Origin of the sequence: Streptomyces verrucosisporus (assembly GCF_017114865.1) — a bacterium.
GTDB lineage: Bacteria > Actinomycetota > Actinomycetes > Streptomycetales > Streptomycetaceae > Streptomyces > Streptomyces fenghuangensis.
The window spans coordinates 298,793-325,486 of the sequence record NZ_JADEYH010000001.1; the positions used below are offsets into that span (position 1 = coordinate 298,793).

The 26,694-nt window shown below is 75.0% G+C and carries 23 protein-coding genes; 17 read left to right on the plus strand and 6 right to left on the minus strand.

Translation table 11 applies throughout. From position 1 onward, the window contains the following. Positions 1-7 precede the first annotated feature (7 nt). The 4 genes from IQ279_RS01425 to IQ279_RS01440 all read left to right on the plus strand — a co-directional run bounded on the left by IQ279_RS01425 (position 8) and on the right by IQ279_RS01440 (position 5,386). Positions 8-1,360 carry an NYN domain-containing protein gene (locus tag IQ279_RS01425; protein ID WP_206346652.1) on the plus strand — a complete coding sequence of 451 codons (1,353 nt, stop codon included), beginning with the start codon at positions 8-10 and terminating at the stop codon, positions 1,358-1,360. A 325-nt stretch (positions 1,361-1,685) separates the two neighbouring features. Beyond that, a complete protein-coding gene (locus IQ279_RS01430; RefSeq protein WP_206346392.1) occupies positions 1,686-2,711 on the plus strand; it encodes a C40 family peptidase in 1,026 nt (341 codons plus the stop codon). Positions 2,712-2,970: 259 nt separating this feature from the next. Continuing rightward, entirely contained in the window at positions 2,971-4,038 is a 1,068-nt protein-coding gene (locus IQ279_RS01435; RefSeq protein ID WP_372445056.1) for a C40 family peptidase, read from the plus strand. Between the two features lie 76 nt (positions 4,039-4,114). Next, positions 4,115-5,386, plus strand: a complete 1,272-nt coding sequence (locus tag IQ279_RS01440) for a peptidase MA family metallohydrolase (RefSeq protein ID WP_206346393.1) — start codon at positions 4,115-4,117, stop codon at positions 5,384-5,386. Between the two features lie 39 nt (positions 5,387-5,425). Here the strand turns inward: IQ279_RS01440 and IQ279_RS01445 are convergent, their stop codons facing one another. Beyond that, positions 5,426-6,730, minus strand: a complete 1,305-nt coding sequence (locus tag IQ279_RS01445; protein WP_206346394.1) for a glycosyltransferase 87 family protein — start codon at positions 6,728-6,730, stop codon at positions 5,426-5,428. A 60-nt stretch (positions 6,731-6,790) separates the two neighbouring features. Here IQ279_RS01445 and IQ279_RS01450 point away from each other — a divergent pair, with 60 nt between their 5' ends. Then, positions 6,791-7,948, plus strand: coding sequence for a glycosyltransferase family 4 protein (locus tag IQ279_RS01450; RefSeq protein WP_206346395.1), 1,158 nt, complete (start codon positions 6,791-6,793; stop codon positions 7,946-7,948). A gap of 251 nt (positions 7,949-8,199) precedes the next feature. Here IQ279_RS01450 and IQ279_RS01455 read toward each other — a convergent pair whose 3' ends face one another. After that, entirely contained in the window at positions 8,200-9,993 is a 1,794-nt protein-coding gene (locus IQ279_RS01455) for an AMP-dependent synthetase/ligase (protein ID WP_206346396.1), read from the minus strand. A gap of 282 nt (positions 9,994-10,275) precedes the next feature. Here IQ279_RS01455 and IQ279_RS01460 point away from each other — a divergent pair, with 282 nt between their 5' ends. The 6 genes from IQ279_RS01460 to IQ279_RS01485 all read left to right on the plus strand — a co-directional run bounded on the left by IQ279_RS01460 (position 10,276) and on the right by IQ279_RS01485 (position 15,612). After that, positions 10,276-11,037, plus strand: a complete 762-nt coding sequence (locus tag IQ279_RS01460; protein WP_206346397.1) for a metallophosphoesterase family protein — start codon at positions 10,276-10,278, stop codon at positions 11,035-11,037. A 148-nt stretch (positions 11,038-11,185) separates the two neighbouring features. Beyond that, positions 11,186-11,635: an SRPBCC family protein gene (locus IQ279_RS01465; RefSeq protein ID WP_206346398.1), complete on the plus strand. Its 450-nt coding sequence runs from the start codon at positions 11,186-11,188 to the stop codon at positions 11,633-11,635. Positions 11,636-11,637: 2 nt separating this feature from the next. Beyond that, positions 11,638-12,918, plus strand: coding sequence for an ArsA family ATPase (locus tag IQ279_RS01470; protein WP_206346399.1), 1,281 nt, complete (start codon positions 11,638-11,640; stop codon positions 12,916-12,918). A 166-nt stretch (positions 12,919-13,084) separates the two neighbouring features. Beyond that, positions 13,085-13,591, plus strand: coding sequence for a DUF5304 family protein (locus IQ279_RS01475; protein ID WP_206346400.1), 507 nt, complete (start codon positions 13,085-13,087; stop codon positions 13,589-13,591). A gap of 207 nt (positions 13,592-13,798) precedes the next feature. Continuing rightward, positions 13,799-14,740, plus strand: a complete 942-nt coding sequence (locus IQ279_RS01480) for an ROK family glucokinase (RefSeq protein WP_206346401.1) — start codon at positions 13,799-13,801, stop codon at positions 14,738-14,740. Positions 14,741-14,895: 155 nt separating this feature from the next. Further along, positions 14,896-15,612 carry an endonuclease/exonuclease/phosphatase family protein gene (locus tag IQ279_RS01485; protein WP_206346402.1) on the plus strand — a complete coding sequence of 239 codons (717 nt, stop codon included), beginning with the start codon at positions 14,896-14,898 and terminating at the stop codon, positions 15,610-15,612. Positions 15,613-15,656: 44 nt separating this feature from the next. Here IQ279_RS01485 and IQ279_RS01490 read toward each other — a convergent pair whose 3' ends face one another. Continuing rightward, positions 15,657-16,226: a hypothetical protein gene (locus IQ279_RS01490; RefSeq protein WP_206346403.1), complete on the minus strand. Its 570-nt coding sequence runs from the start codon at positions 16,224-16,226 to the stop codon at positions 15,657-15,659. After that, entirely contained in the window at positions 16,213-16,983 is a 771-nt protein-coding gene (locus tag IQ279_RS01495; protein WP_206346404.1) for an alpha/beta hydrolase, read from the minus strand. The genes IQ279_RS01490 and IQ279_RS01495 overlap by 14 nt, the downstream gene beginning before the upstream one ends. Before the next feature lie 197 nt (positions 16,984-17,180). On the opposite strand from IQ279_RS01495, the gene IQ279_RS01500 reads away from it, so the two are divergent. From IQ279_RS01500 to IQ279_RS01515, 4 genes are all read left to right on the plus strand, one after another. Beyond that, positions 17,181-17,999, plus strand: a complete 819-nt coding sequence (locus IQ279_RS01500) for a lysophospholipid acyltransferase family protein (protein ID WP_206346405.1) — start codon at positions 17,181-17,183, stop codon at positions 17,997-17,999. A 31-nt stretch (positions 18,000-18,030) separates the two neighbouring features. Beyond that, complete coding sequence (gene macS, locus IQ279_RS01505) at positions 18,031-19,251, plus strand: MacS family sensor histidine kinase (protein WP_241027465.1); 1,221 nt, start codon at positions 18,031-18,033, stop codon at positions 19,249-19,251. Beyond that, positions 19,248-19,961 carry a response regulator gene (locus IQ279_RS01510; RefSeq protein ID WP_206346406.1) on the plus strand — a complete coding sequence of 238 codons (714 nt, stop codon included), beginning with the start codon at positions 19,248-19,250 and terminating at the stop codon, positions 19,959-19,961. The genes macS and IQ279_RS01510 overlap by 4 nt, the downstream gene beginning before the upstream one ends. Positions 19,962-20,141: 180 nt before the next feature. Continuing rightward, a complete protein-coding gene (locus IQ279_RS01515) occupies positions 20,142-21,179 on the plus strand; it encodes a 6-phosphofructokinase (RefSeq protein ID WP_206346407.1) in 1,038 nt (345 codons plus the stop codon). 72 nt (positions 21,180-21,251) lie between these two features. Here IQ279_RS01515 and IQ279_RS01520 read toward each other — a convergent pair whose 3' ends face one another. Then, positions 21,252-23,159, minus strand: a complete 1,908-nt coding sequence (locus IQ279_RS01520) for an anthranilate synthase family protein (protein WP_307792082.1) — start codon at positions 23,157-23,159, stop codon at positions 21,252-21,254. Between the two features lie 362 nt (positions 23,160-23,521). Here IQ279_RS01520 and IQ279_RS01525 point away from each other — a divergent pair, with 362 nt between their 5' ends. Then, positions 23,522-24,871 (plus strand): class II 3-deoxy-7-phosphoheptulonate synthase, encoded by a 1,350-nt coding sequence (locus tag IQ279_RS01525; RefSeq protein WP_206346409.1) that lies wholly within the window; start codon positions 23,522-23,524, stop codon positions 24,869-24,871. 185 nt (positions 24,872-25,056) lie between these two features. Further along, a complete protein-coding gene (locus tag IQ279_RS01530; RefSeq protein ID WP_206346410.1) occupies positions 25,057-25,680 on the plus strand; it encodes a sulfite oxidase-like oxidoreductase in 624 nt (207 codons plus the stop codon). 72 nt (positions 25,681-25,752) lie between these two features. Here the strand turns inward: IQ279_RS01530 and IQ279_RS01535 are convergent, their stop codons facing one another. Further along, positions 25,753-26,694 (minus strand): deoxyribonuclease IV, encoded by a 942-nt coding sequence (locus tag IQ279_RS01535; RefSeq protein ID WP_206346411.1) that lies wholly within the window; start codon positions 26,692-26,694, stop codon positions 25,753-25,755.

Here is a 26,694-nt window from a genome sequence, read left to right on the forward strand (position 1 = left end):
AACCGTGGTGGAACGGACGGGTGGTGAGCGCGGACCGGGGGAGCCCGGCGAGGAGGCGCTCGACCGCCCGCTGCCCGAGAAGGTGCGCCGCCGGGTGGTGGCGCTGACGGGTGACGCGCTCGGCGGCCTCACCGTCGCCGAACTCCCCGTCCCCCTGCGGCAGTACGCCCGTTTCACCCCCCAGCGGCGGGTCAGGTTCGCGGGCAACGCGATGGCCGCCGCCCTGGAGAGCGACCCGGCCTTCCGGCAGCGCATCGCCGACCGGCTGTGCGAGGCGCTGCCGGAACTGGCCGCCTCCGTCCGGGGCGGTACGTTCCCGGCCGCCGCCGATCCCGTGGACGTGGCCGCGGTCGCCTACGTGCTGCGGCCGGAGGGCTGGCCCAAGCTCGTCACCGCCGCGACCGAGGAGGCCCAGCGGACGCAGGCCGAACGCGCCGGCGAGGAGGCGGAGCGGGAACTGGCCCGGCTCCGCGAGGAACTGGCGCAGGCCCGGGCCGCCGAGCGCGCCCACACCGAGGGGCTCCGCGCGGAACTGGACGCCGTCCGCAAGGAGACCGACTCCCTGCACCGCAGGCTGCGCAGCGCGCTCAGTGACGTCAAGCGCGGCGAGGCCGCGGTGCGCAAGGTGCGGGCCGAGCTGGAGGAGGCGCGGACCGCGGCCGTCGCGGAGAGGGCCGCCGCCGAGAGCGAGGCGCGCAGGCTGCGGTCGCGGCTGGCGGAGGCGGAGGCGGCTCTGGAGGCCGGCCGCCGCGTGGTGCGCGAGGGGCGCAGTGTGGAGGACATGCGCCTGCGGCTGCTGCTGGACACGGTGCTGGACGCCGCCCAGGGGCTGCGGCGCGAACTGGCCCTGCCGCCGGCCACGCACCGTCCGGCCGAGACCGTGGACGCGGTCGAGCCGGGCCGGATGACGCCGAAGGACATCGCCCGGCGGGCCCTGTCCGAGGAGGACCCCGCGCTGCTGGACCAGTTGCTGGCACTGCCCCAGGCGCATCTGGTGGTGGACGGCTACAACGTCACCAAGACCGGCTATCCGTCGCTGCCCCTGGAGAAGCAGCGGCTGCGGCTGCTGGGCGGACTGGCGGGGCTGGCGGCCCAGACCGGCGCCGAGGTGACCTGTGTCTTCGACGGGGCGGAGCTGTCGGCCCCGGTGCTGCTGGCGCCACCGCGGGGGGTGCGGGTGCTGTTCAGCAAACCCGGGCAGACCGCCGACGAGCTGATCCGGCGTCTGGTACGCGCCGAGCCGCCCGGCCGTCCGGTGGTCGTCGTCTCCGCCGACCGCGAGGTGGCCGACGGGGTGGCCGCGGCCGGAGCCCGTCCGGTGGCCTCGGTGCTGCTGCTGCGCAGGCTCGGCCGCACCTGACGCCCGGCGCGCCGTCCGGTCCGTACCGGACGCCCCGTCACCTCCCCCCGCGTGCCCGGAATGTTCGCCCGGGGCGGCACTCAGCGTCAGGCCGCGGTAGCCGACAGTGGAGCGATGGTAAAGGATGTGGCCGACGGGCGAGATTTTTCCTATGAGGATTTGAAGCGATCACCCCGCATGGCTAGTGTCTGGCCCGAACCTCTGCGCAGTTGATCACCCAACCGGGGTGACAGCGGAGGAACCGCCGAATCCGCGGCGCTCATCGCGGAGCCGGGTGGCCCCGGTCACTCCCGGCAGGCGGCTGAGGAAGAAGGAGCTCGCCCCAGTGGCGTCCCACCGTCGACCCAAGCAGCCGAACCGCGCACGTGTGACCGTGCTCACCGCGACCGCAGCGGCGGCGGTCGCACTGACATCCCAGACGGCCCAGGCCGACCCCAAGCCGACCAAGGACGAGGTCAAGGCCAAGGTCGACAAGCTCTACGAAGAGGCCGAGCACGCCACGGAGAAGTACAACGGCGCGAAGGAGAAGCAGGAGGAGCTGCAGAAGCAGGTCGGCAATCTCCAGGACAGCGTCGCAAGCGGTCAGGGAGAGCTGAACGACCTGCGCGACAGCCTCGGTTCGATGGCCACGGCCCAGTACCGCAGCGGCGGCCTCGACCCCTCCCTTCAGCTGTTCCTCTCCTCCGACCCCGACAGCTACTTGGCCAAGGCCTCCGCGCTCGACCAGCTCGGCAGCAAGCAGGCCGGCGCGCTGAAGAAGATCCAGTCCAAGCAGCGGACCCTCTCGCAGCAGCGCGAGGAGGCCTCCGAGAAGCTGAAGGACCTGGAGGACACCCGCAAGGAGCTCGGCGACAAGAAGAAGAAGATCCAGGGCAAGCTCGCCGAGGCCCAGCGGCTGCTGAACACCCTCACCGCGCAGGAGCGCGCCGAGCTCGCCAGGGAGGAGGAGCGCGCCAACCGGGCCTCCTCGGCCCGTGTGGACCTCGGCAGCTCGGCCTCCGCCACGCAGCGCGCCTCGGCCGCCCTCGGCGCGGCCAAGTCCAAGCTCGGCTCGCCCTACGTCTGGGGCGCGACCGGCCCGAGTTCCTTCGACTGCTCCGGGCTGACCTCCTGGGCCTACAGCCAGGCCGGCGTCTCCCTGCCGCGCACCTCGCAGTCCCAGGCGAACGCGGGCACCCGCATCTCCCAGAGCCAGCTCGCCCCCGGAGACCTGGTCTTCTTCTACGGCGACCTGCACCACGTCGGCCTCTACGCGGGCAACGGGCAGATCCTGCACGCCCCGAAGCCCGGCGCCAACGTGCGCTACGAGTCGATCAACAACATGCCGTTCATGTTCGGCGTGCGCGTCTGACCGGCCGTCACCTCCACCTCTCAGGCCTCCTCCGTACGGGTGAATCCCGGCGGGGGAGGCTTTTCGTCGCCGTCCCTCGGCCTCCCGTCATCGGCCCGGCCCTGACCAGGCCCTTGACCTGGTCCTGGCCCGTGCCACCGTTCCGTGCCGGGGGGAGGGGCGGCGCGATGGTCGGTGCGGCGATCCGCGAACGGAGCGTGTCCGTGCCGCTACTGTCGGCGGCCACCGTCCTCGAAGCGGAAGGGAGAGCGGTTCCGCCGTGGTCTCGCAGCCTTCGCCCCGACACGCCCCCCGCCGCCCCGGCTCCCGTCGGCGCGCCTCCTCTTCCGGCCTGTCCGGGCTGGGTACCAGGGTCACCGCGCTGTCCGCCGCCGCGGGCGCGGCGGCGGTGCTGACGGCGGCCCCGGCGGGAGCCGACCCCGCGGGCGGTCCGTCCCCGGCCGCGCTGAGCGCGCGGGTGGACCGGCTCTACGCCGACGCGGAACGGGCCACCGAGCGCTACAACACCGTTTCCGAACGCGTGGAGGACCTGCGCGAGCAGGTCGAGCGGGCCCAGGACGGAGCCGCCCGCGAGCAGGCCAGGGTCAACCGGATGCGCGGGGACCTGGGCTCCCTGGCGAGCGCGCAGTACCGCTCCGGCGGCATCGACCCGTCGCTGGCGCTGCTGCTGTCCGAGGGGCCGGAGGAGTACCTCGCCAAGGCCGCCACCCTCGACCGGATCAACAGCCGCCAGGCGGCCAAGCTCAGGGCGTTCCGCGGCGCGGTGCGCGCGCTGGAGCAGCAGCGCACCGAGGCCGGCGGGAAACTCGCCGAACTGCGGAGCCGGCGCGAGGCCCTGGGCGAGCACCGCGAGGCCGTGCAGCGCAAGCTCGCGGCCGCCCAGCGGCTGCTCAACCGGCTCCCGCCCAGGGAGCGCGCCGCCCGCGGGCATGTCTCGCGCGACGCCGGACGCCCCGGTGCGCCGATGGAGCCGGCCCCCTCGTCGCGCGCCGCCGCGGCGGTCGCCGCCGCCCGCGGGGCGGTCGGAGCGCCGTACGCCTGGGGCCAGGCCGGCCCGAGCTCCTTCGACTGCTCCGGGCTGACCTCCTGGGCGTACGCACGGGCCGGGGTCTTCCTGCCGCGCACCTCGCAGGGGCAGCTGCACGCCGGGCGGCACGTACCGCTGGAGCGGGCGCTCCCCGGCGACCTGGTCGTCTACCGGTCCGACGCCAGCCATGTGGGGATGTACGTCGGAGGCGGACAGGTCGTCCACGCTCCGCGCCCCGGGGCGCGGGTGCGGTACGACCCGGTCGGGATGATGCCGGTCGCCGCCGTGGTCCGGCCCTGATCCCGCTCCCGGTCCTGACTCCGCCCCCGAGCCCGCTCCTCCGCGCGCCCCGGGCCTGGGCCGTACGATCGGCGGTGTGACACGCAGGTGGCGGAGGGCGTCGGCGGTACCGGCCGTACTGGTGGCCGTGCTGCTGGCGTTCCAGCCGGGCTGCGTGGAGCGGGACCGGGACGGCGCCGCGGAGCGCGGACTGCTCCAGGCGGTGCTGGACCGCCAGGCCGAGGCCGTCCTCGCCGGCGACCGCGAGGCCTACCTGGCCACCGTCGATCCCCGCGCGGACGGCTACCGGGACGCCCAGCGCACGGTGTTCGGCAACCTCGCCCGGCTGCCGATCGACCACTGGTCCTACCGCGTCACCGCCACCGGCGAGGACGCCTTCCCGCTGCCGGCGGACGGGGGAGCCGGCCCCCGGAGGATCGCGGTCCGGGCCGAACTGCGCTACCGGATCGGGGGCTACGACCCCGCGCCGGTGCGGGACGTGGAGCACCTGACCCTCACCGAGCGGGAGGGCCGCTGGTACGTCTCCTCCGACGGCGACGGCGACGGCGCGCCCGGTGGCCGTCGCGGCACCCAGCAGCTGTGGGAGCAGGGCGAGATGACCGTCGTGCGCGGCGAGCGGAGCCTGGTGCTGGGGGTCGGCCGCCCGGAGTTCGACCTGCGCGCCCTGGCGGACGACGCCGACCGCGCGGTCCCCGGCGCAGACGAGGCCTGGCCGCGCCGCTGGCCGCGCCGGGTGCTGGTCCAGGCCCCCGCGACACTGGAGCGGATGGCCGGCCTCCTGGGCGGCCCGCCCTCCTCCTACCGCGGCATCGCCGCCGTCACCACCGGAGAGGCGGGCGGACGGAGCACAGCCCCCGCCGAGCGGATCGTGGTCAACCCGGAGGCCTACTGGCTGCTGGGCGAGGAGGGGCGGCGGATCGTCATGACCCACGAGGTCACCCATGTGGCCACCCGTGAGCACACCACCGAGTCCACTCCGCTGTGGCTGTCGGAGGGCTTCGCCGACTGGGCCGCCTACCGGGAGGTGGACCGGTCGCCCGCCCGGATCGCCCCACTGCTGGACGACGCCGTCCGCGACGGCGAGGTGCCCCGCCGGCTGCCCACGGACGAGGAGTTCGCCTTCGCCGGGGACGCCGACCGGCTCGCCCGCTCCTACGAGAGCGGCTGGCTGCTGTGCCGGATGGTGGCGCAGCGGTGGGGCGAGGAGAAGCTGGTCGAGCTGTACCTGGCGGCGGGCGAGTCCGGCGGGGACATCGACCCGGTGGTCCGCGAGGTGCTCGGCACCGGCATGGACGGGCTCACCGAGCGCTGGCGCGAGTACGTACGGCGGGAGCTGGGAGGGCGGTAGCGCCCGCGGCCGCACCGGCGCGCCGCCGTACGGGCAGCCTCACCGGGAGACCAGCCCGCCCTCCGGCTCCGGCGCCTTCTCACCCCTGCCGTCGTCCCCGTCCCCGCCGCTGTCCTCGCCCTCCCCGGAGGGCCCCTCCGCCCGGCGCAGGGGCTCGGTCACCGTCGTGCGCCACAGCCGGGCGCAGGCCAGCACCGCGGCGGCGACCAGCAGCCCGTTGCGCACCACCAGCAGCGTGATGCCCAGGGCGTCGCTCGCCACCACGCTGCCGAAGTTCAGGGGGAACTCCAGCAGCGTCACCCCCGTCGCCACGACCACCAGCACGGCGGGCAGCCCCTGCCGTCCGGTGCGCAGCGTCACGCATACCGCCGCCAGGCCCACCAGCCAGACCATGTACTGCGGGCTGATGACCCGGCTGGTGACGGTGAACAGCAGCACCGCGGCGAACGCGGCGTCCGCCGCGGTGGACGCCGTCCACTCCACCGCGCGCAGCCGCCACCGCAGCATCCAGCCGAAGGCGGCGGCGGTGCACAGCAGCGCCGCGGTGCTCACCAGATCCACGTACGGGCCCAGGAACTCCACCGAGCCGTAGTTCAGCAGCACCTGGCCCTCCCAGCCGAAGTGCCGCGCCACGTGGAAGACCAGCGCGCCCACCGACTCGACCTCGGTGCCGCGGTCGCGCTGGTGGGTGAGGAAGTCCAGCGCGCCGGGCATGGCGGCGGCGAACGCGGCGGTCAGCACCAGGGCCGCCGCCACGGCCGCGCCCCACACGGCGCGGGCGACGCGTCCGCGCGGCGTGCCCACCAGCAGCAGCGCGGGCCACACCTTCAGCAGCGCCCCGAAGGCCGCCAGCGCCCCGGCCGTGCGCGGGCTGCGCGACAGCGCCAGCAGCGCGGCGACCGCGACGGCGGTGACCATCAGGTCGTAGCGGGCGTACACCGTCGGGCCCAGCAGCGGCAGCCCGGCCACCCACACCCACGCTCCCGCGCGGCTGCGGCTGCGGCCGAGGCCATGGTCCCGGTCCGGCCCGGTGCCGCGCCGGGAGGCGTACAGCAGCAGCGCGAACGCGGCGGCGTCGGCGGCGCAGGCCAGCACGTAGAACGCGGCCGGGTACTCCAGGAAGGGCAGCAGCGCGGGGGAGAGGATCGCCAGCGCCGCGGCGGGCGGGTACTGCCAGGTGACGTCGTCCGGCGGGAACACGCCGGTGCTCAGCACCCGGTACCAGCCCTGGTAGATCACCGAGACGTCGCTGGTGACGTCCGGCCCCGGCACCGCTATCACCTTGAACACGCACAGGAGCAGTACGGTCCGGGTGGCGGCCCAGGCCGCGATCAGAAGGCGCATGGACCGACCGTACCGGGTGCCGCCCCGGCGCCCGGAGGGCAGCGGGTACTGTCGGCGGCGATGGACAAGACCCTGATCGTCACCAACGACTTCCCGCCCCGGCCCGGCGGCATCCAGGCCTTTTTGCACAGCATGGCGCTGCGTCTGGACCCGGAGCGGGTCGTCGTCTACGCCTCCACCTGGAAGCGCGGCCGGGAGGGCGCCGAGGCCACCGCGCGCTTCGACGCGGAACAGCCCTTCACCGTCGTGCGCGACTCCACGACCATGCTGCTGCCCACCCCGCGCGTGACGCGCCGCGCGGTCTCGCTCCTGCGCGAACACGGTTGTACGTCGGTGTGGTTCGGGGCGGCGGCGCCGCTGGGGCTGATGGCCCCCGCGCTGCGCCGGGCGGGGGCGCGGCGGCTGGTGGCGACCACCCACGGCCACGAGGCCGGCTGGGCCGGGCTGCCGGCCGCCCGGCGGTTGCTGCGTCGCATCGGCGAGGGCACCGACACCCTCACCTACCTCGGCGAGTACACCCGCTCCCGGATAGCCGCCGCGCTCACCGAGGAGGCGGCGGCCCGGATGGTCCATCTGCCGCCGGGCGTCGACGAGAAGACCTTCCACCCCGGCTCCGGCGGCGACGCGGTGCGGGAGCGGCTGGGCCTGGCCGGCCGGCCGGTCGTGGTGTGCGTCTCGCGGCTGGTGCCGCGCAAGGGCCAGGACACCCTCGTCCGCGCCATGCCGCGGATCCTGGCCGAGGTGCCCGACGCGGTGCTGCTGATCGTCGGTGGCGGGCCGTACGGGCAGGCGCTGCGGAAGCTGGCCGAGGAGACCGGTGTGGCCGGCGCGGTCCGCTTCACCGGAGCGGTGCCGTGGGAGGAACTGCCCGCCCACTACGGTGCGGGCGACGTCTTCGCCATGCCCTGCCGCACCCGTCGCGGCGGGCTGGACGTGGAGGGGCTCGGCATCGTCTACCTGGAGGCGTCGGCGACCGGGCTGCCGGTCGTCGCCGGCGACTCCGGCGGCGCTCCCGACGCCGTGCTGGACGGAGAGACCGGCTGGGTGGTGCGCGGCGGCGCCCCGGGCGGCGAGGCGGCCGCGGAGACGGCCGACCGCATCGTGAACCTGCTCAAGGACCCCGCGCTGCGCCGCCGGATGGGCGAGCGCGGCCGCGAGTGGGTCGAGGAGCGCTGGCGCTGGGACCTGCTGGCCGAGCGGCTGCGGGCACTGCTCTAGCGCGCGGCCGCGCCGCGCCCTGCCGGACCGGGGGCCGGCGGCGCGCCGGGAGCGGGGCCGGCCCCCGGTCCCGGGCTTCCCCGCTTCCGGGGCGCTTGGGAGGCGCTGCCTCCCGGCCGGGCGGGCCGGCCCCGGAGAGGGCGGCGAACGCCGGACCGGTCCGGACGGAAGACTCCCGCCCGGACCGGGGCGGTCCGTGTGTCCCGGCGCTTTTCGCGCCGCCGCGCGAGAAGCGCGCGGCTGACGCCGCGTTACGCGTACAGCGCCTCGATCTCCTGCGCGAAGTCCTTGGCGACCACACCGCGCTTGAGCTTCATCGAGGGCGTCAGATGGCCCGAGTCCTCGGTGAACTGGGTGGCCAGGAGGCGGAACTTGCGCACCGACTCCGCACGGGAGACCGCCGCGTTGCCGTCGTCCACCGCCTGCTGGACGGCCGCGAGCAGCTCGGAGTCCTCCAGCAGCCGCTCCCTGGAGAGGCCGGACTTGCCGTGCTCCTCGGCCCAGCGGGGCAGGAACTCCTCGTCCAGCGTGATCAGCGCGGCGACGAACGGGCGGCCGTCGCCGACCACCATGCACTCGGCGACCAGGGCGTGGGCCCGGATGCGGTCCTCGATGACGGCCGGGGCGACGTTCTTGCCGCCCGCCGTCACCAGGATCTCCTTCTTGCGGCCGGTGATGGTGAGGTAGCCGTCCTCGTCGAGGGTGCCGATGTCGCCGGTGTGGAACCAGCCGTCCTCCATCGCCTCGGCGGTGGCGGCCTCGTTGTTCCAGTAGCCGCTGAACAGGTGCTCGCCGCGCAGCAGCACCTCGCCGTCGTCGCCGATGCGGACCGTCGAGCCCGGCAGCGGCTGCCCGACCGTGCCGACCTTCGGGCGGTCGTAGGGGTTGAACGCGGTGGGCGCGCAGGACTCGGTCAGGCCGTAGCCCTCCAGCACGGTGAAGCCGATGCCGCGGTAGAAGTGCCCCAGCCGCTCGCCCAGCGCCGCGCCGCCGGAGATGGCGTGGGTGGCCCGGCCGCCGAGGACCGCGCGCAGCTTGCCGTAGACCAGCTTGTCGAAGAGTCTGTGCCGCAGCCTCAGGCCCAGGGAGGGGCCGGAGGCGGTGTCCAGCGCGCGGCTGTAGGCGATCGCGGTGTCGGCGGCCCGGTCGAAGATCCTCCCCTTGCCCTCGCCCTGGGCCTTGGCCCGCGCCGAGTTGTAGACCTTCTCGAACACCCGCGGCACGCCCAGGATCAGCGTCGGGCGGAAGCCGGCGAGGTCGTCGGTGAGCTGCTTGATGTCCGGGCTCAGGCCGAGCCGGATCGGCGCCATGACGGCGGCGATCTGCACCATGCGGCCGAAGACGTGGGCGACCGGCAGGAAGAGCAGCACCGAGCCCTCGCCGGGGACGAACAGCGGCCCCAGCCGCTCGACCACGTTGCCGCAGTCGGCGAAGAACGCCCGGTGGGACAGGACGCATCCCTTGGGACGGCCGGTGGTGCCGGAGGTGTAGACGATGGTGGCCGGGGCGTCGGCGTCGGCGGCGCCGCTGTGCTCGTCCAGGACCGCGTCGGTGATCTGCGTGCCGGAGTCGGCCAGTTTCCGCACCGCGCCGTCGTCGACGGTCCACAGGTTCGCCAGCTCGGGCAGCCGGTCGCGCACGGACTCCACCGCGGCGGCGTGGGCGCCGCTCTCCACGACGCAGCCGACGGCGCCGGAGTCGGACAGGATCCACTGGATCTGCTCGGGGGAGCTGGTCTCGTAGATGGGCACGGTCACCGCGCCGGCGCTCCAGACGGCGAAGTCCAGCAGCGTCCACTCGTAGCGGGTGCGCGACATCAGGCCGATCCGGTCACCGGGGCGCACGCCCGCCGCGATCAGGCCCTTGGCGGCGGCCCGCACCTCCGCCAGGAACTCCCGTGCGGTCAGGTCCTCCCAGCCGCCCTTGGCGTCCTTGCGGGCGATGACCGGGAGGTCGGGGTGCTGGGCGGCGTTGCGGCGGATGAGATCGGTCAGATTTCCGTCCGCGGGCACCTCGTACAGGGCCGGAAGGCTGAACTCGCGCAAAACTGATGCTCCTCATCGGCGCCGCCGCGGATCCGCCGGGAAACGGAACCTCCGCCGGCTCTGGCCCAAGACGTGACGTCTTGAGGGTGGACGGCCACGGACGTTACCCACCGGTACGGGGCTCGGGATAGGGGGTGGCGCCGAGATGTTCGGTGCGTCACACACCACGGGACTGTCACCAGCAGGGTAGTCCACACACCCGGAGGCCACGAAGGAGACGCAGGTCCAAGGGGGTGCGCGCGGGCCCTCCGCGCGCCGGGGCGCGGGTTCTAGGGTGGCCTCATGCGAGTCCACGTGGTGAGCGACGTACACGGCAACGGCCGGGACCTGGCCGCGGCCGGCGAAGGCGCGGACGCACTGGTCTGCCTGGGCGACCTCGTGCTGTTCATCGACTACGCCGACCACACCCGCGGCATCTTCCCCGACCTCTTCGGGGCGGAGAACACCACCCGGTACGTCGAGCTGCGCACCGCGCGCCGCTTCGACGAGGCCCGTGAGCTGTCGGCCCGGCTCTGGGCAGACGTGGACAAGGCCGGGGCGGTGGAGGCGGCCGTGCGCCGCCAGTACGCCGAACTGTTCGCCGCCTTCCCCACCCCCACGTACGCCACCTACGGCAACGTGGACCTCCCCGCGCTGTGGCCCGAGTACGCCGGTGAGGGCACCACCGTCCTGGACGGGCGGACGGCCGACATCGGCGGCCTGCGCTTCGGGTTCGTCGGCGGCGGGCTGCCCAGCCCGATGCGCACGCCCTTCGAGGTCGACGAGGAGACGTACGCGGCCAAGGTCGCCGCCCTCGGCGAGGTCGACGTACTGTGCTCCCACATCCCGCCCCTGGTGCCCGAACTGTGCTACGACACGGTCGCCCGCCGCTTCGAGCGCGGCAGCGAGGCGCTGCTGGAGGCCGTCCACGCGGTGCGGCCCCGGTACGCCCTCTTCGGCCACGTCCACCAGCCACTGGTGCGGCGCACCCGGATCGGCCGGACCGAGTGCGTGAACGTCGGCCATTTCAACGCCACCGGCAGGCCCTGGGTCCTGGAGTGGTGACGGCACCGGGTGGACGGGAACGCGGCCGGGAGGGGCAGCACGCGCGGAGGCGGGGGCGGGCGGGACGCCGCGCCCGCGCGCGGTAGCCTTCCCCCGCAGACGGCGGCGGACCACGAGCCGGGCGCAGCAACGCGGAGGAGCCACAGGGATGGCCGAGCACACCAGGTCGAGCATCATCGTCGAGGCGGCACCTGCCGAGGTGATGGAGGTGATCGCCGACTTCGAGCGCTACCCGGAGTGGACCGGCGAGGTCAAGGAGGCCGAGGTGCTCTCCACCGACGACCGGGGCCGGGCCGAGCAGGTGCGGCTGCTGCTCGACGCCGGGGCCATCCGGGACGAGCACACCCTCGCCTACGAGTGGGCCGGTCCCGAGGAGGTCCGCTGGTCCCTGGTGAGGTCGCAGATGCTGCGCACCCTGGACGGCGTCTACCGCCTGCGGGCCCTCGACGGCGGCGGCCGCACCGAGGTGACCTACCAGCTCACCGTGGACGTGAAGATCCCCATGCTCGGCATGATCAAGCGCAAGGCCGAGAAGGTCATCATCGACCGCGCTCTGGACGGGCTGAAGAAGCGCGTCGAGAGCGGCGCCAAGTCCTGAGCGTGGGGGGCGTCCGGACGCGCACGGTCCTGGTCACCGGCGGCGGGGGCAGCGGCCGTACCACCGTCGCCGCCGCCACCGCGCTGGCGGCGGCCCGGAGCGGCCACCGCGCACTGCTGCTCAGCGCCGAGGACCCGGCCCTGCTGGAGGCGCTGTTCGGCACGGGCGGCACGGGCGGTACGGACGGGGAGGGGGCCTCCCGCGAGGTCGCGCCCGGCCTGGTCCTGTCCCGCCTCGACTCCGGCGCCGACTTCCGGGCCCGCGCCGTCGCCCTCCAGGAGCGCGCCCGCTCCGCCCTGGACCTGCTGGGCGCCGAGCCGCTGGACGACGACGAGCTGGCCGAGCCGCCCGGGGCCGACGCCTTCGCCCTGCTGCGCGCCCTGCGGGCCGCGCACGACCCGGCCGGGGGCGGCCCGTATGACGTGGTCGTGGCCGACATGCCCCCGGTCGGGCGGGCCGTGCGCACTCTGGCGCTGCCCGAGCACACCCGGCGCTGGCTGCGGCGGCTGCTGCCGCCCGAACGGCAGGCGGCCCGCGCGCTGCGGCCGGTGCTGGCCCAGCTCGCCGGTGCGCCGATGCCCGCCCGGTCGCTCTACGAGGCCGCCGGCCGGCTGGACCGCGAACTCGCCGCGGTGCAGGCGGTGGTCGAGTCGCCGGGGACGACCGTGCGGTTGGTCGTCGAGCCCGGCCCCGCCGCCGTCCGCGCGCTTCGCGCCGCCCGGGCCGCGCTCGCGCTGCACGGCCTGGCGCTGGACGCCGTGGTCGCCAACCGGCTGCTGCCCACCGCCTCGCCCGATCCCTGGCTGGCGGGCCTGGCGTCCCGCCAGCGGAAGGCGCTCAAGGAGCTGCTGGGCGACTGCCCGGACGGCTCGGCGGACGTGTGCGAGCTGCCGCACCTGGGACGGGAGCCGCAGGGCGCGGCCGACCTCGGCGAACTGGCGGAGCGGATCCCGCCGCCCGGCCCGCCGCCCGGAGCCGCCCCGGGCGGGGACCTGGCCGGGGACCGGGCCGAGGACCGGGCCGAAGGGCCGTGGACGGTGGAGGACCGGCTGGCGGACGAGGGCGTCCTGCTGTGGCGGCTGCCGCTGCCCGGCGCCGTCCGCGAGACGCTCTCCCTGGTGCGCCGCGGCGACGAGGTCGTCGTCACCACCGGACCGTTCCGCAGGGTGCTGCCGCTGCCCGCCGCGCTGCGCCGCTGCGCGGTGGCCGGAGCACGGCTGGCCGACGGCGAGCTGACGGTGCGCTTCGAGCCCGAATCCGGGCTGTGGCCCGCGCGGGACTGAGCGAGGACCGAGCGGGACCGAGGGGCGCCGGGGAGCCCGACGCCCCGGGCACGGCCGGGGCGTTCGGGTAACGTCGGGGAGGGAGGGACCTTCCGCCGGACGGTCCTCCGCCGCACGCCGCGGACCGCCGCGGCCCCCGTCGCAGCCACCGCCCCAGGAGCCCGCCATGAGCGATGCCACCGAGCGCCCCTCCCACGCAGACCCCGGCGCCGATTCCGACGCCTGGGCCACCGCCTGCGAGGAGGACCTCGCCGCCGAGCGCGAGCGCCGCCGCGAGCGGTACGGGACCCCGCCGGGGAGCGCGGCCGAGGAACTGCTCAAGCTGGCCGAGGCGGTCACGGGGAAGCTCGCCGAACTCGGAGGGCCGCTGGCCGGCCCCGCCGCCCGGGGCGCGGTGCGGCAGTTCGCCCAGTTCGCCGACCGCGCCAGAGCCGCGGTGGAACCCGTCGTCGAACGCAACCCGCAGGTCTTCGACCACCTCGCAGCCGCGGGCGGCGAGCTGCTGGCCGCCTACCGCGCCGCGGTGGCGGACCAGGAGGGGCGCTGGACCCGTGAGGGAGCGGGCGGCGGCGCGGCGGAGGACGGCGGCACGGCCCGGGAGGAGAAGGGCGACAAGGGCCGGGGCGGCGAGGGGGAGGGCCCCGCGGGATCCCAGCGCATCGATCTCGACTGACCCCCGGCCACGACTTCCATTCCGCCCGGATTCCGGCCGGTCCCGTCCGGAATCCGGATGGGATCCCCACGGACAGTGCCCGGACACCGTTCGGGCAGTGTTCACGCCTTGTACGGACCGGGTTGGGTTTCGCAGTCGGTCCGTTCAAGCCTCCGCCCTCCGGTACGGTTGTGCACAGCGGGGATCGACCGAGTAACTGAGGGACACATGGGACTCACCATCGGCGTCGACATCGGCGGTACGAAGATCGCGGCCGGCGTGGTCGACGAAGAGGGCGCGATCCTCGAGACCAGCACGGTGCCCACCCCGTCCACCGCCGAGGGCGTCATCGACGCCATCGCGGAGGCGGTCCGCACCGTCAGCACCGGACACGAGGTCGAGGCGGTCGGCATCGGCGCCGCCGGCTACGTCGACGACAAGCGGGCCACCGTCCTGTTCGCACCCAACATCAAGTGGCGCAACGAGCCGCTCAAGGACAAGGTCGAGCAGCGCGTCGGCCTCCCGGTCGTCGTCGAGAACGACGCCAACGCCGCGGCCTGGGGCGAGTACCGCTTCGGCGCCGGCCAGGGCCACGACGACGTCGTGTGCATCACGCTCGGCACCGGACTGGGCGGCGGCATCATCATCGGCGGGAAGCTCCACCGCGGACGGTTCGGCGTCGCGGCGGAGTTCGGCCACGTCCGGGTCGTCCCCGACGGCCTGCTGTGCGGCTGCGGCAGCCAGGGCTGCTGGGAGCAGTACGCCTCGGGCCGCGCACTGGTCCGGTACGCCCGCCAGCGTGCCAACGCCACCCCCGAGAACGCGAAGATCCTGCTCGCCCTGGGCGACGGGACCCCGGAGGGCATCGAGGGCCGGCACATCAGCCAGGCCGCCCGGCAGGGCTGCCCGGTGGCCGTCGACTCCTTCCGCGAGCTGGCCCGCTGGGCCGGAGCGGGACTGGCCGACCTGGCCTCCCTCTTCGACCCCGCCGCGTTCATCGTCGGCGGCGGCGTCTCGGACGAGGGCGACCTCGTCCTGGAACCGATCCGCAAGTCCTTCCGCCGCTGGCTGGTGGGCAGCCAGTGGCGCCCGCACGCCCAGGTGCTCGCCGCCCGGCTCGGCGGCAGGGCCGGTCTGGTGGGCGCGGCCGACCTGGCCCGCCAGGGCTGACGGCGCAGGGGGCGCGGGTGAGCCAGGCCGCCGGGAACGGAGGCTCCCCCGGGAACGGAACCGGACCCGAATCCGGGTCCGGACCCGGGCGCGCGCTGCCCGGAGAGCTGCCCGCGTCCCGCACCGGACCCGACGGCTCGGCCGTCGTCCGGCTGATGAGCTACAACATCCGCTCCATGCGCGACGACACGGACGCGCTGGCCCGGGTCGTACGGGCCTGCGCGCCCGACGTCCTCTGCGTCCAGGAGGCGCCCCGCTTCTTCCGCTGGCGCAAGTACGCGGCCCGCCTCGCCCGGGAGACGGGCCTGGTCCACGTCACGGGCGGGGCGACCGCCACCGGACCGATGATCCTGTCCTCGCTCCGCGCCCACGTGGAGCGCAGCGAGGACGTGCTGCTGCCGCGCACCCCCGGCCTGCACCGCCGCGGCCTGGCCACGGCGGTGCTGCGCTTCGGTCCCTCCGCCCGGCTGGCGGTGGTCTGCTGCCACCTCAGCCTGGCCGAGAAGGAGCGGTACGCCCAGGCCGGGATGGTCCTGGACCGCCTGGCGGACATGGGAGTGGACGCCGCGGTGGTGGCCGGTGACCTCAACGACGAGCCGGACGGCCGTGCCTTCCGCCGTCTGGCCGCCGCACTCCAGGACGGCTGGGCCACCAGGGCGTGGGGCGGCGAACTCACCTCGACCGCGGCCGAGCCGCGCAAGCGCATCGACGCGGTGCTGGCCACCGGGGCGGTGGAGGTGATGGGCTGCGGTGTGCCGGCCGGCCTGCCGGGCGTCGCCGACGCGGACCTGAGGGCGGCCACCGACCATCGGCCGGTCCTGGCCGCCCTGCGCGTACCCGCCGCGCAGCCCGGGCCTTCCCGTACGGCCTGAGCCTTCCCGTACGGTCCGGCCCCTTCACCGGTCCGGCCGGCCCGTCAGACCACGGCGCCGCGCCCCGGATCCTCGAAGTCGTCGTCCTCGTCGTCGCGCATCCGCATCACCAGCGCCGCGAAACCACCCAGGAACCCGCCGATGCCCAGGGTGGCGATCCACCACGTCACCGGCTGCTGGAACAGGATGGTCAGCATCAGCAGCAGCGGACCGCCCAGGACCGCCAGCCAGGCGAAGCGGCTCGCGGGATCCCCCTTGGGCAGGGGCGGGGGCTCGGGCGGCACGAAGTGGCCCTCGTCGTCCTCGCCCAGGTCGCCCTCGGACGGCTCGGCCGGGCTCCAGTCGCGCGGTCCGGAACCGGCCGCGTACACGGTGAAGCTGCGCGCCGGGGAGTCGCCGGCCTCCGGCCCGGAGCGCTCGCCGTCCCCCTCGCCGTCCCCGCCGGGGACCTCGACCCCGTCCTCCTCGTCGCTCCCGCCGGACCGGCCGCCGCGCCGCTCCTCCCGCGGAGGGCTCGCGGGCTCCTCCCCGTAGGCGGCCACGATCTGGGCCCAGGCGGCCTCCTCGTCCAGGGGCTCCGGGCCCTCGCCGCGTCCCTGCTCACGCTCCGTCACGTGCCGTCTTCCTCGCTGTGAGGCGGGTGATGAATCCGTAGGAGTCCGCGAAGATCCGCTCCGCGTCGTGGTCCAGTGTGGCCACGTGCAGGCTCCGCTCCAGCACCGTCTCGGTGACGTCGCGCGAGGAGACCCGCTCCAGGATCAGTGCCGAGTCCGAGGGGGAGACGACGTGGTCCACGCGGCTGTGCAGGAGCAGCAGCGGCCGGGTGACCCGGGGCAGCTCCCCGCGCACCGTCCGCAGCAGGTCGTACAGGGAGTGGGCGGCGTGCAGCGGCACCCGGTCGTATCCGACCTCCACCGCGCCCTCCCTGGCGATGTCGCCGGTGACGCCCCGGGTGGTGGGGATCAGATGGCGCAGGACGGGCAGCGCGTACCCCTGGACCCGCGGGAGGGTGGCAGCCGGGTTGACCGCCACGACCCCGCTGACCGCGTCGCCGTGCAGGGCGGCAAGCCGCAGCGCGAGCGCCCCGCCCATCGACAGGCCGCAGACGAAGACCTGCTCGCAGCGCTCGCGCAGCCGGCGCAGTTCGAGTTCGACGGTCGCGTACCAGTCCTGCCAGCCGGTGACCGCCAGGTCCTGCCAGCGCGTGCCGTGGCCGGGCAGCAGCGGCAGCGAGACGGTCAGGCCCCTGTCGGCCAGATGGCGGGCCCAGGGGCGCATCGACTGCGGGCAGCCGGTGAAACCGTGGCACAGCAGGACGCCGACATCGCCGCCGTCGTGGCGCAGCGGTTCGGCACCGGGGAGCAGGGGCACCGTGATCTCCGTTCGGTGGTCGACTCGGTGGGGCCGCCCGACACGGACGGGCGGGGTGCTGCCACCCTACGCGTGCGCGCGGTGACCGGGTAGGCCGGACGGCCCGCGCGGGAGCGGAACGAGGGTGGGGGAGCGGTCCCGGCGGGATATGGTCTTACCGGCAGACACAGGAGGTTCCTCGGTTGTTGTACGGCGTCATGAAGCTCTCCCTCGGGAACGGGCTCAGGCTCGCGTTCCGTCCCTGGGTGGAGGGGCTGGAGAACATCCCGGCCGAGGGGCCGGCCATCCTCGCGAGCAACCACCTGTCGTTCTCCGACTCCTTCTTCCTGCCCGCCGTCCTGGACCGCAAGGTCACCTTCATCGCCAAGGCGGAGTACTTCACCACCCCGGGCGTCAAGGGCCGGCTGACGGCGGCGTTCTTCAAGGGCATCGGCCAGCTCCCGGTGGACCGCTCGGGCGGGCGGGGCGCGGGCGAGGCCGCGGTCCGCAGCGGCATCCAGGTGCTGGAGCGCGGCGAGCTGTTCGGTATCTACCCCGAGGGCACCCGCTCCCCGGACGGCCGCCTCTACCGCGGCAAGCCGGGCGGACTGGCCCGGGTGGCGCTGGCCACGGGCGCGCCCGTCATCCCCATCGCGATGATCGACACCGAGAAGATCCAGCCGCCGGGCAAGGTCGTCCCGAAGCTGATGCGGCCCGGCATCCGGATCGGCAAACCCCTGGACTTCAGCCGCTACCAGGGCATGGACGGCGACCGCTTCGTCCTGCGGTCGATCACCGACGAGGTCATGTACGAGATCATGAAGCTGTCCGGCCAGGAGTACGTCGACATGTACGCCACGGCCGCCAAACGGCAGATCGCCGAGCGGGAGAAGGCGCAGAAGGCCGAGCGCGCCGCGCGGCACCGGGCCGGCGGGACGCGCGGTGGCGGCGGGGCCCGGGAGGACGGGGAGCCCGAAGGAACCGGGGGACCGGGGGAGGCCGCCGCCGGCGGCGGGGGCGACGACAGAGCGGCCTAGGAGCCGCCGGGGGAGGTACGGGGGCGTGGCGATGGCCGCGGGGATGTCCGTCGAGCAGCCGCTGTGGAGGGCGCTGACGGCCTATCGGGTGCTCACCATGGGGTACGCGCTGGCGCTGTACGCCCACGCGTACGGCGAGTACGTCCGTCCGCTGGGCGCGGGCGCCTACCTCGCCGTCCTGGCGGTGTGGACGCTGGCGACCGTCCGCCGGGTCTCCTCGGCCGAGCGCTGCACCCCGCCCTTCCTGGCGGTGGAGCTGGCCGTCGCGCTCGCCGGCATCCTGCTGACACCGGTGGTGGACACCCAGGCGCGCATCGACGCCGGCGGCCCCACCCTGCCGTCGATATGGACGGCCGGCGCGGTGCTCGGCTTCGCGATCAAGAGCGGCTGGCGCCGGGCCGCGGCGGCCTCGCTGCTGGTCGGCGCCGCCAACGTGGCCGCGGCGGGCGGCTTCGCACAGGACACCGTGCACAACGTGCTGCTGGTGTGCATCGCGAGCATCGCCATCGGATACGTCGTCGAGGTGGCCCGCGCCAGCGAGCGCACCCTGGCCCGCGCGCTCCGGATCGAGGCCGCCACCCGCGAGCGGGAGCGCCTGGCCCGGGACATCCACGACAGCGTGCTCCAGGTGCTGGCCATGGTGCAGCGCCGCCTCGCCGCCATCGGCGGCGAGGCGGCCGAACTGGGGCGGCTGGCGGGGGAGCAGGAGGCGGCGCTGCGCACGCTGGTCTCCAGCGGTGTGGCGCCCGAGGTCTCCATGCCCCGCGCCGGGGTCTTCGCTCCGGGCCCCTCCGCCTCCCCGGCCGCCGTGCCGCCCCAGGGCGGGGGAGCGGAGCGCGGGGAGGACGGCGGGGAGTGCGACGTGCGCGCGCCGCTGTCCGCGTACGCCGGGAGCAGGGTCTCCTTCGCCGAGCCCGGCGCCCCGGTGCGGCTGCCCGCAGCGGCCGCCCGGGAACTGGCCGCGGCGGTCGGCGCCGCCCTGGACAATGTGCGCACACACGCACGGGGGCCGTCGGGCGAGGAGGCGCAGGCGTGGATCCTGCTGGAGGACGAGCCGGACGCCGTGGTGGTGACCGTGCGGGACGACGGGCCCGGCATCCCGCCCGGACGGCTGGAGGACGCGGAGGCCGAGGGCCGCATGGGCGTGGCGCTGTCCATCCGCGGCCGGTTGCGGGACCTGGGCGGCAGCGCGGAGCTGCTGTCGGTGCCGGGACAGGGGACGGAAGTCGAGCTGAGGGTGCCCAAGCGATGACGAGCACAACCGATGGGAACGGCGGGCGCGGCGACGGGGCCGTACGGGTGATGGTCGTCGACGACCACCCGATGTGGCGGGACGCGGTCGCCCGGGACCTGGCCGAGGCGGGCTTCGAGGTGGTGGCCACGGCCGGGGACGGCCCCCAGGCGGTGCGCCGGGCGCGGGCCGCCGAGCCGGACGTCCTCGTCCTCGACCTCAACCTGCCCGGGCTGCCGGGTGTCGAGGTGTGCCGGCAGCTCGTCGGCTCCGGGCCCGGGGGCGGGCCCGCCGGTCCCCGGGTGCTGGTGCTCTCCGCCAGCGGCGAGCACGCGGACGTGCTGGAGGCGGTGAAGTCCGGGGCGACGGGCTACCTGGTGAAGTCGGCGAGCACCCGGGAGCTGCTGGAGGCCGTACGCCGCACGGCGGAGGGGGACCCGGTGTTCACGCCGGGGCTGGCCGGGCTGGTGCTCGGCGAGTACCGGCGGCTGGCCGGCGACCCCGCGCCGCGCGGACGCGACGAGCCCGGCGCGCCCCGGCTGACCGAACGGGAGACCGAGGTGCTGCGGCTGGTCGCCAAGGGGCTGTCGTACAAGCAGATCGCCGAGCGGCTGGTCATCTCGCACCGCACCGTGCAGAACCATGTGCAGAACACCCTGGGCAAGCTCCAGCTCCACAATCGGGTGGAGTTGGTGCGCTACGCGATCGAGCGCGGCCTGGACGACGCCTGACCGCAGCCGTACCCGCCGCGCCCGCCGCCGGCCGCCCGCCGTTCCCTCCGGCGCTCCGCCGCACCGGCCGCCCGTACCGCCGCTAGCGTTGCCGGGGCGGCCGGCCGGTGGTTTTACCGGATCGGGGGAACCCGCCGCAGGAGACCGGGAACCGGAAGACCAGGCGGTGAAGGGAGACTCATGCGGGTCGGAGTGCTGACCGGCGGCAGCGACTGCCCCGGACTCAACGCGGTGCTGCGCGCGATCGTCCGCAAGGGGGTGCAGGAGTACGGCGACGAGTTCACCGGATTCCGCGACGGCTGGCGCGGTGTGCTGCGGGACGAGACCGTGCCGCTCGACATCCGGGCCGTGCGCGGCACCCTGCCGCGCGGCGGCACCATCCTCGGCTCCTCGCGCACCAACCCCCTGGAACGGGACGACGGGGCCGACCGGGTGCTGGGGACCCTCGCCCGGCACCGGCTGGACGCCCTGATCGTGGTCGGGGGGACCGCCACGCTCGGCGCCGCGGCCCGGCTCGCCGAGGACCACGGTGTCCCCCTGGTGGGCGTGCCCAAGACCATCGACAACGACATCCCCCTGACCGACTACACCGTCGGCTTCGACACCGCCGTCGGCGTCGCCACCCAGGCCATCGACCGGCTGCACACCACCGCCGAGTCCCACAAGCGGGTGCTGGTGGTGGAGGTGATGGGGCGCAGCGCCGGATGGATCGCCCTCCACTCCGGCCTGGCGGGCGGGGCCAACTGCATCCTCATCCCCGAGCAGCCCTTCGACGTGGGGCAGGTGTGCGAGTGGGTCGAGTCCCGCTTCCGGGCCACCTACGCCCCGATCGTCGTCATCGCCGACAGCGCCCTGCCCGAGTCGGGCGAGATCACCCTGCGCCGCGGCACCACGCCGCTGCCGGGCGCGGATCCCCGCGCCCGGCTCTCCGGGGTGGGCGAGTGGCTGGGCAGGGAGATCGAGCGGCGCACCGGCAAGGAGTCCCGCACCACCGTGCTCGGCCACCTCCAGCGCGGCGGCGCCCCCAGTCCGTTCGACCGCTGGCTGGCCACCCGCTTCGGCCTGCACGCCATCGACGCGGTGCACCGGGGCGACTGGGGCTCGATGACGGCGCTGCAGGGCACCCGGGTCACCCGCGTACGGCTGGCGGAGGCGACCTCCTCGCTGAAGACGGTCGATCTGTCGCTGTACGAGGAGGCCGGCGTCTTCTTCGGCTGATCTCCGGCCCGGCTGGCCCCCGGCCCGGCGGATCCACCGCGCCGGGCCGGACCGCGCCGGACCGGGAGGACCTCAGACCAGCACGGCGGCCAGCAGATCGGCCGTGATCCGGGCCCCCTCCAGCGTCAGCACCGACTCGGGGTGGAACTGCACCCCGGCGAAGTGCGGCCCGCGCAGCGCGTGGACGTCCCCGCGGGCCGGGTCGCGGCTGAGCTCCACCCCGTCCGCGGCCAGTTCCCGCTCCCGCGCCGCGTCGCAGCGGGCGGTGTAGGAGTTGTAGAAGCCGACGGTCCGCTCCGTGCCGAACAGGTCGATCCGCTCCTGCGCGCCCTGGTACGGCTCGTCCTTGCGGACCAGTTCCAGACCCAGCCCGGCGGCGATCAGCTCGTGTCCCAGGCAGACCCCCAGCAGCCCGTGCCGGTGGCCGCTCAGCAGTTCGGCGGCGAGCGGGCGCAGCATCCGCATCTTCGGGTCTGCGGCGTCGCGCGGATCGCCGGGGCCCGGGCCGAGCACCACCGGGCCCCGGTGGACGAGTGCCGCCTCGCGCAGCCCCGGCTCGTCGTACCGCCGCACAACCACCTCCAGGCCGGTGGAGCGCAGCAGGTGGGCCAGCATCGCGGTGAAGGAGTCCTCGCCGTCCACCACCAGCGCCCGGCCGCGTACCGCGCCGTGCCCGGCGCCGGGTGCGGGCGTGCGCATCCGCAGCCAGAACGGGGCCAGGTCCGCGCGCCGCGCGTCGAGCGCGGCCCGCACCCGCGGGTCGTCCGCCAGGCGCGGCCCCACGGCCGGTCCGGCCGGTCCGGCCGCCCCCGCTGTTCCCGCCGTAGCGGCCGGACCGGTCCGCACCCCCAGCGCGGTCAGCACCCCGGCGGCCTTGGCATGGGTCTCGGCGACCTCGCCCGCCGGGTCCGAGGCGCGCACCAGCGTGGCGCCCACCGGAACCCGTACCTCGCCGGTGGCCGCGTCGATGTCGGCGGTGCGGATGAGGATGGGGGAGTCCAGCGTCTGAGCGCCGCCGCCGTCCCGGCCGATCAGCGCCAGCGCGCCCGCGTAGTAGCCGCGCCCGCCCTCCTCGTGGCGCCGGATCACCCGGCAGGCGTTCTCCACCGGGCTGCCGGTGACGGTCGCGGCGAACATCGTCTCGCGCAGCACCTCGCGGACGTCCCAGGTGCTGCGGCCGCGCAGCTCGTACTCGGTGTGCGCCAGATGGGTCATCTCCCGCAGCCGCGGCCCGACCACCACACCGCCCATGTCGCCGACGGCGCACATCATCTTCAGCTCCTCGTCGACCACCATCGACAGCTCCTCGGTCTCCTTGCGGTCGCCGAGGAACTCCAGCAGGCCCTCCGCGGACGGGCCGCCGGCCGGATAGCGGTAGGTGCCGCTGATCGGGTTCATCACCACCGTCCCGCCGCTCATCCGCACGTGGACCTCGGGGCTGGCCCCCACCAGGGTGCGCTCGCCGGTGTGCACGGCATACGTCCAGTACGCACCGCGCTCCCCGGCCAGCAGCCGCCGGAACAGCGCCAGCGCGTCGGCCCTGCCGTAGCCCTCGATCACGCCCCGGTAGGTGCGGCGGACGACGAAGTTGGCGCCTTCGCCGGCACCGATCTCGTCCTCGACCACCCGGCGCACGATCTCCTCGTACGCGCCGTCGCTCACGTCGAAGCCCCCGCCGGTGACGCGGACCGCGTGACCGGGCAGGGCGGCCTCCAGCGCGTCCAGGGGCACCTGGTGGACCTCGTCGGGGACGAGCACGGACAGCGGAGTGCCGTCGTCGGCCGCCTCGAAGCCGCGTTCGCGGATCTGCCGGAACGGCACCAGGGCGAGGGCGCCCGGCCCGTCGGCGGGGATGTCGGCCAGCCGCTCCGCCTCGCGGACCGGCCCGATCAGCACCTCGACGGTGCGCCCGTCCCGGCCGGGGGTGCGGCGCAGCAGCAGGGCGAAGGGCGGGCAGTCGCCGGCCAGCAGACGCTCCACCAGGGCGCTCGTGGCGACGGTGCCGGGGACCTCGGGGGCGCCGGTGGCCTCGGGGGTGTTCGCGCGGTCTCTCACAGCGGTTCGTTCCTTCCTGTCGGGGGAGGGAACGGCCCGCGCGCCGGCTGCCGGCGCGGACGCGGAAGGCCGCCCCTCGGGCGGCCTTCGCGTCGTACGGATCAGTGCACGCGTCGGTGGGCCGCCGAGGAGGCGGGCCACCACCAGGCTGCGGCCGTCGCGGCCGGCACTGTCGTCTGCGCGTGCATGTCCCGCACCCTACCCCCGCCCCGCCCGCCCCCGCAGGCTCCGTCTCACCCATCGGTCAGGCGGGCTGAGCGGCCGACCCCACCCCGTAACCTGGACGCGTGACCGTGAACGCCAAACCCGACGCCGGTGCCCGCACCTGGCGAGACCTGCCCGCGGCGCAGCAGCCCGAATGGCCGGACCTTGAGGCTCTGCGCGATGTGATCGCCGAGCTCGAGTCCTATCCGCCGCTCGTCTTCGCCGGCGAGTGCGACCAGCTGCGCGCCCGCCTGGCCTCCGTGGCCAAGGGCGAGGCGTTCCTGCTCCAGGGAGGCGACTGCGCCGAGGCCTTCGACGCCGTCTCCGCCGAGCAGATCAGGAACAAGCTCAAGACGCTGCTTCAGATGGGGGCCGTGCTCACCTACGCCGGGTCCGTCCCGGTGGTCAAGGTGGGCCGGATCGCCGGTCAGTACAGCAAGCCGCGCTCGAAGCCGACCGAGACCCGCGACGGTGTGACCCTGCCCTCCTACCGGGGCGACTCCGTCAACGGCTTCGAGTTCACTCCCGAGGCCCGTACCCCGGACCCGCAGCGGCTCAAGCGGATGTACCACGCGTCCTCGGCGACGCTGAACCTGGTGCGCGCCTTCACCACCGGCGGCTACGCCGACCTGCGCCAGGTGCACGCCTGGAACCAGGACTTCGTGAAGAACTCCCCCTCCGGCCAGCGCTACGAGGCGCTGGCCCGGGAGATCGACCGGGCGCTGAACTTCATGAACGCCTGCGGGGTGGACCCGGAGGAGTTCAAGACGGTGGAGTTCTACGCCTCGCACGAGGCGCTGGTCCTCGACTACGAGTCGGCGCTGACCCGGGTGGACTCCCGCACGGGGAACCTGTACGACGTCTCCGGCCACATGGTGTGGATCGGCGAGCGGACCCGCCAGCTGGACGGCGCGCACATCGAGTTCGCCTCCCGCATCCGCAATCCGATCGGGGTCAAGCTCGGCCCCGCCACCACGCCCGAGGACGCCCTGACGCTGATCGACCGGCTGGACCCGGACCGCGAGCCGGGCCGGCTGACCTTCATCACCCGGATGGGGGCCGACAAGATCCGCGACAGGCTCCCCACCCTGGTGGAGAAGGTCACGGCCTCCGGCGCGCAGCCGGTGTGGGTGTGCGACCCGATGCACGGCAACACCTTCGAGGCCGCCAGCGGGCACAAGACGCGGCGCTTCGACGACGTGCTGGACGAGGTCAAGGGCTTCTTCGAGGTCCACAAGAGCCTGGGCACCCACCCGGGCGGCATCCACGTGGAGCTGACCGGCGACGACGTCACCGAGTGCGTGGGCGGCGGCGACGAGATCTTCGTCGACGACCTGCACCAGCGCTACGAGACCGCCTGCGACCCGCGGCTGAACCGCAGCCAGTCGCTGGATCTGGCCTTCCTGGTGGCGGAGATGTACCGGGACCAGTGAACGGCGGGTGCCCCGGCGCACCGGCGGGTGCCGGCACCCGCCGGTACCCGCCGGCACACAGCGGCGCCGTGGGGCGCGGATCGCAGCGATCCGCGCCCCACGGCGCCGTTCGCCTCCCCGGGCCGCTCCCCGTGCGGTCCGGGGCGCGGTCACGGGCACGACCGGTGGTCTGTCACCATGGAGGCATGGTTCAGCCGGAAAGCCGCGAAGAGGAGCGCCTGCAGCTCCCGCCGGGGCAGCGGCTCCAGCGCGGCTGGCCGGTGACGCACTACGGCCCGGTGCCCAGGTTCCGGCCCGAACGCTGGGAGTTCCGCGTCTTCGGGGCCACCGCCGACGGGGGCACGCACCACTGGAAGCACGAGGAGTTCTCGGCGCTGCCCCACGAGACAGTGGTCGCCGACCTGCACTGCGTCACCAAGTTCAGCATGCTCGGCGTCGAATGGGGCGGGGTGCGCACCCGCACCCTCCTCGAACTCGTGCCGCCCGCGCCGGAGGTCACCCATGTGATGGTGTGGGCCGAATACGGCTACAGCGCCAACCTGCGGCTGGCGGACTTCACCGCCGACCACACGCTCTTCGCCACCCACCGCGCCGGCGAGCCGCTCACGGCCGAGCACGGCTTCCCGGTGCGGCTGGTCGTACCCCATCTGTACGCCTGGAAGGGGCCCAAATGGGTGCGGGGCGTGGAGTACATGACCGCCGACCGCCGGGGGTTCTGGGAGGAGCGGGGCTACCACAACATCGGCGACCCCTGGCACGAGCAGCGCTACTCGTACCAGGAGGAGCCGGGCGACGGCCCCGGACTGTGACCGGACCCGACCGGCCCGCGGCCCGCTCGCGCAGCCCCCTCGTGCGGCCCCTCCCGCCGTCCGGGGGCCGCGTCAGCCCCTGAGCTCCTTCAGCCGGGCCACATCCGCCGCGTGCCCCTCCCCGCCGCCCGGGGTCTCGATGACCAGGGGCACGCCCTCGGTCGCCGGGTGGCGCAGCAACTCGCGGAACGGCTCGGCGCCGATGTGGCCCGCGCCGATGTTCGCGTGGCGGTCCTTGCGGGCGCCGGCGACGTCCTTGGAGTCGTTGGCGTGGACCAGCCGCAGCCGCCCTTCGCCGGCCACCGCCACCACCTCGTCCAGCAGCGCCTTCATGCCGCCCTCGGCCGCCATGTCGTGCCCGGCGGCGAAGGCGTGGCAGGTGTCCAGGCAGATCCCGAGCCGGGGGTGCCGCTCCAGGGCGTCGAGGTAGGGGCCCAGGTCCGCGGCCCGCGCGCACAGCGAGGCGCCCTGGCCGGCCGTCGGCTCCAGCAGCAGCCACGGATCCTGTGACCCCTCGCCGTGGTCCAGCTCGTCCAGCAGCGGCAGCATCCGCTCGCGCACCTGGGCCAGAGCCGTGGCGCGGTCGCGCCCGCCGGTGGCCGAGCCGGTGTGGACGACCACGCCCAGGGCGCCGATGTGCCGGGCGCGCCGCAGCGAGTGGCGCAGGGAGGCCACGGACAACTCGGCCGTGGCCTCGGTGTGCGAACCGAAGTTGATCAGGTAGGGCGCGTGGACGTAGGCCGGGATCCCCTCGTCCGCGCAGGCCGTGCGGAAGGCCTCGTCCTGCCCGGGGTCGCCCGCCGGGGTGGCCCAGCCGCGCGGATTCGCCACGAAGACCTGCACAGCCTCGGCGCCGATCTCGCGGGCGTACGCCAGGCCCTTGGCGGCGAGTCCGCCGGCGACGGCGACATGGCTGCCGACGGGGTTGCGGACGCGGCGGGGGGAGGGGGCGGCCCCGCCCGTGTCCGCGGGGGAGGAGGGCGGGGCGTCGTACGGGGAAGGTGCGGTGCTCAC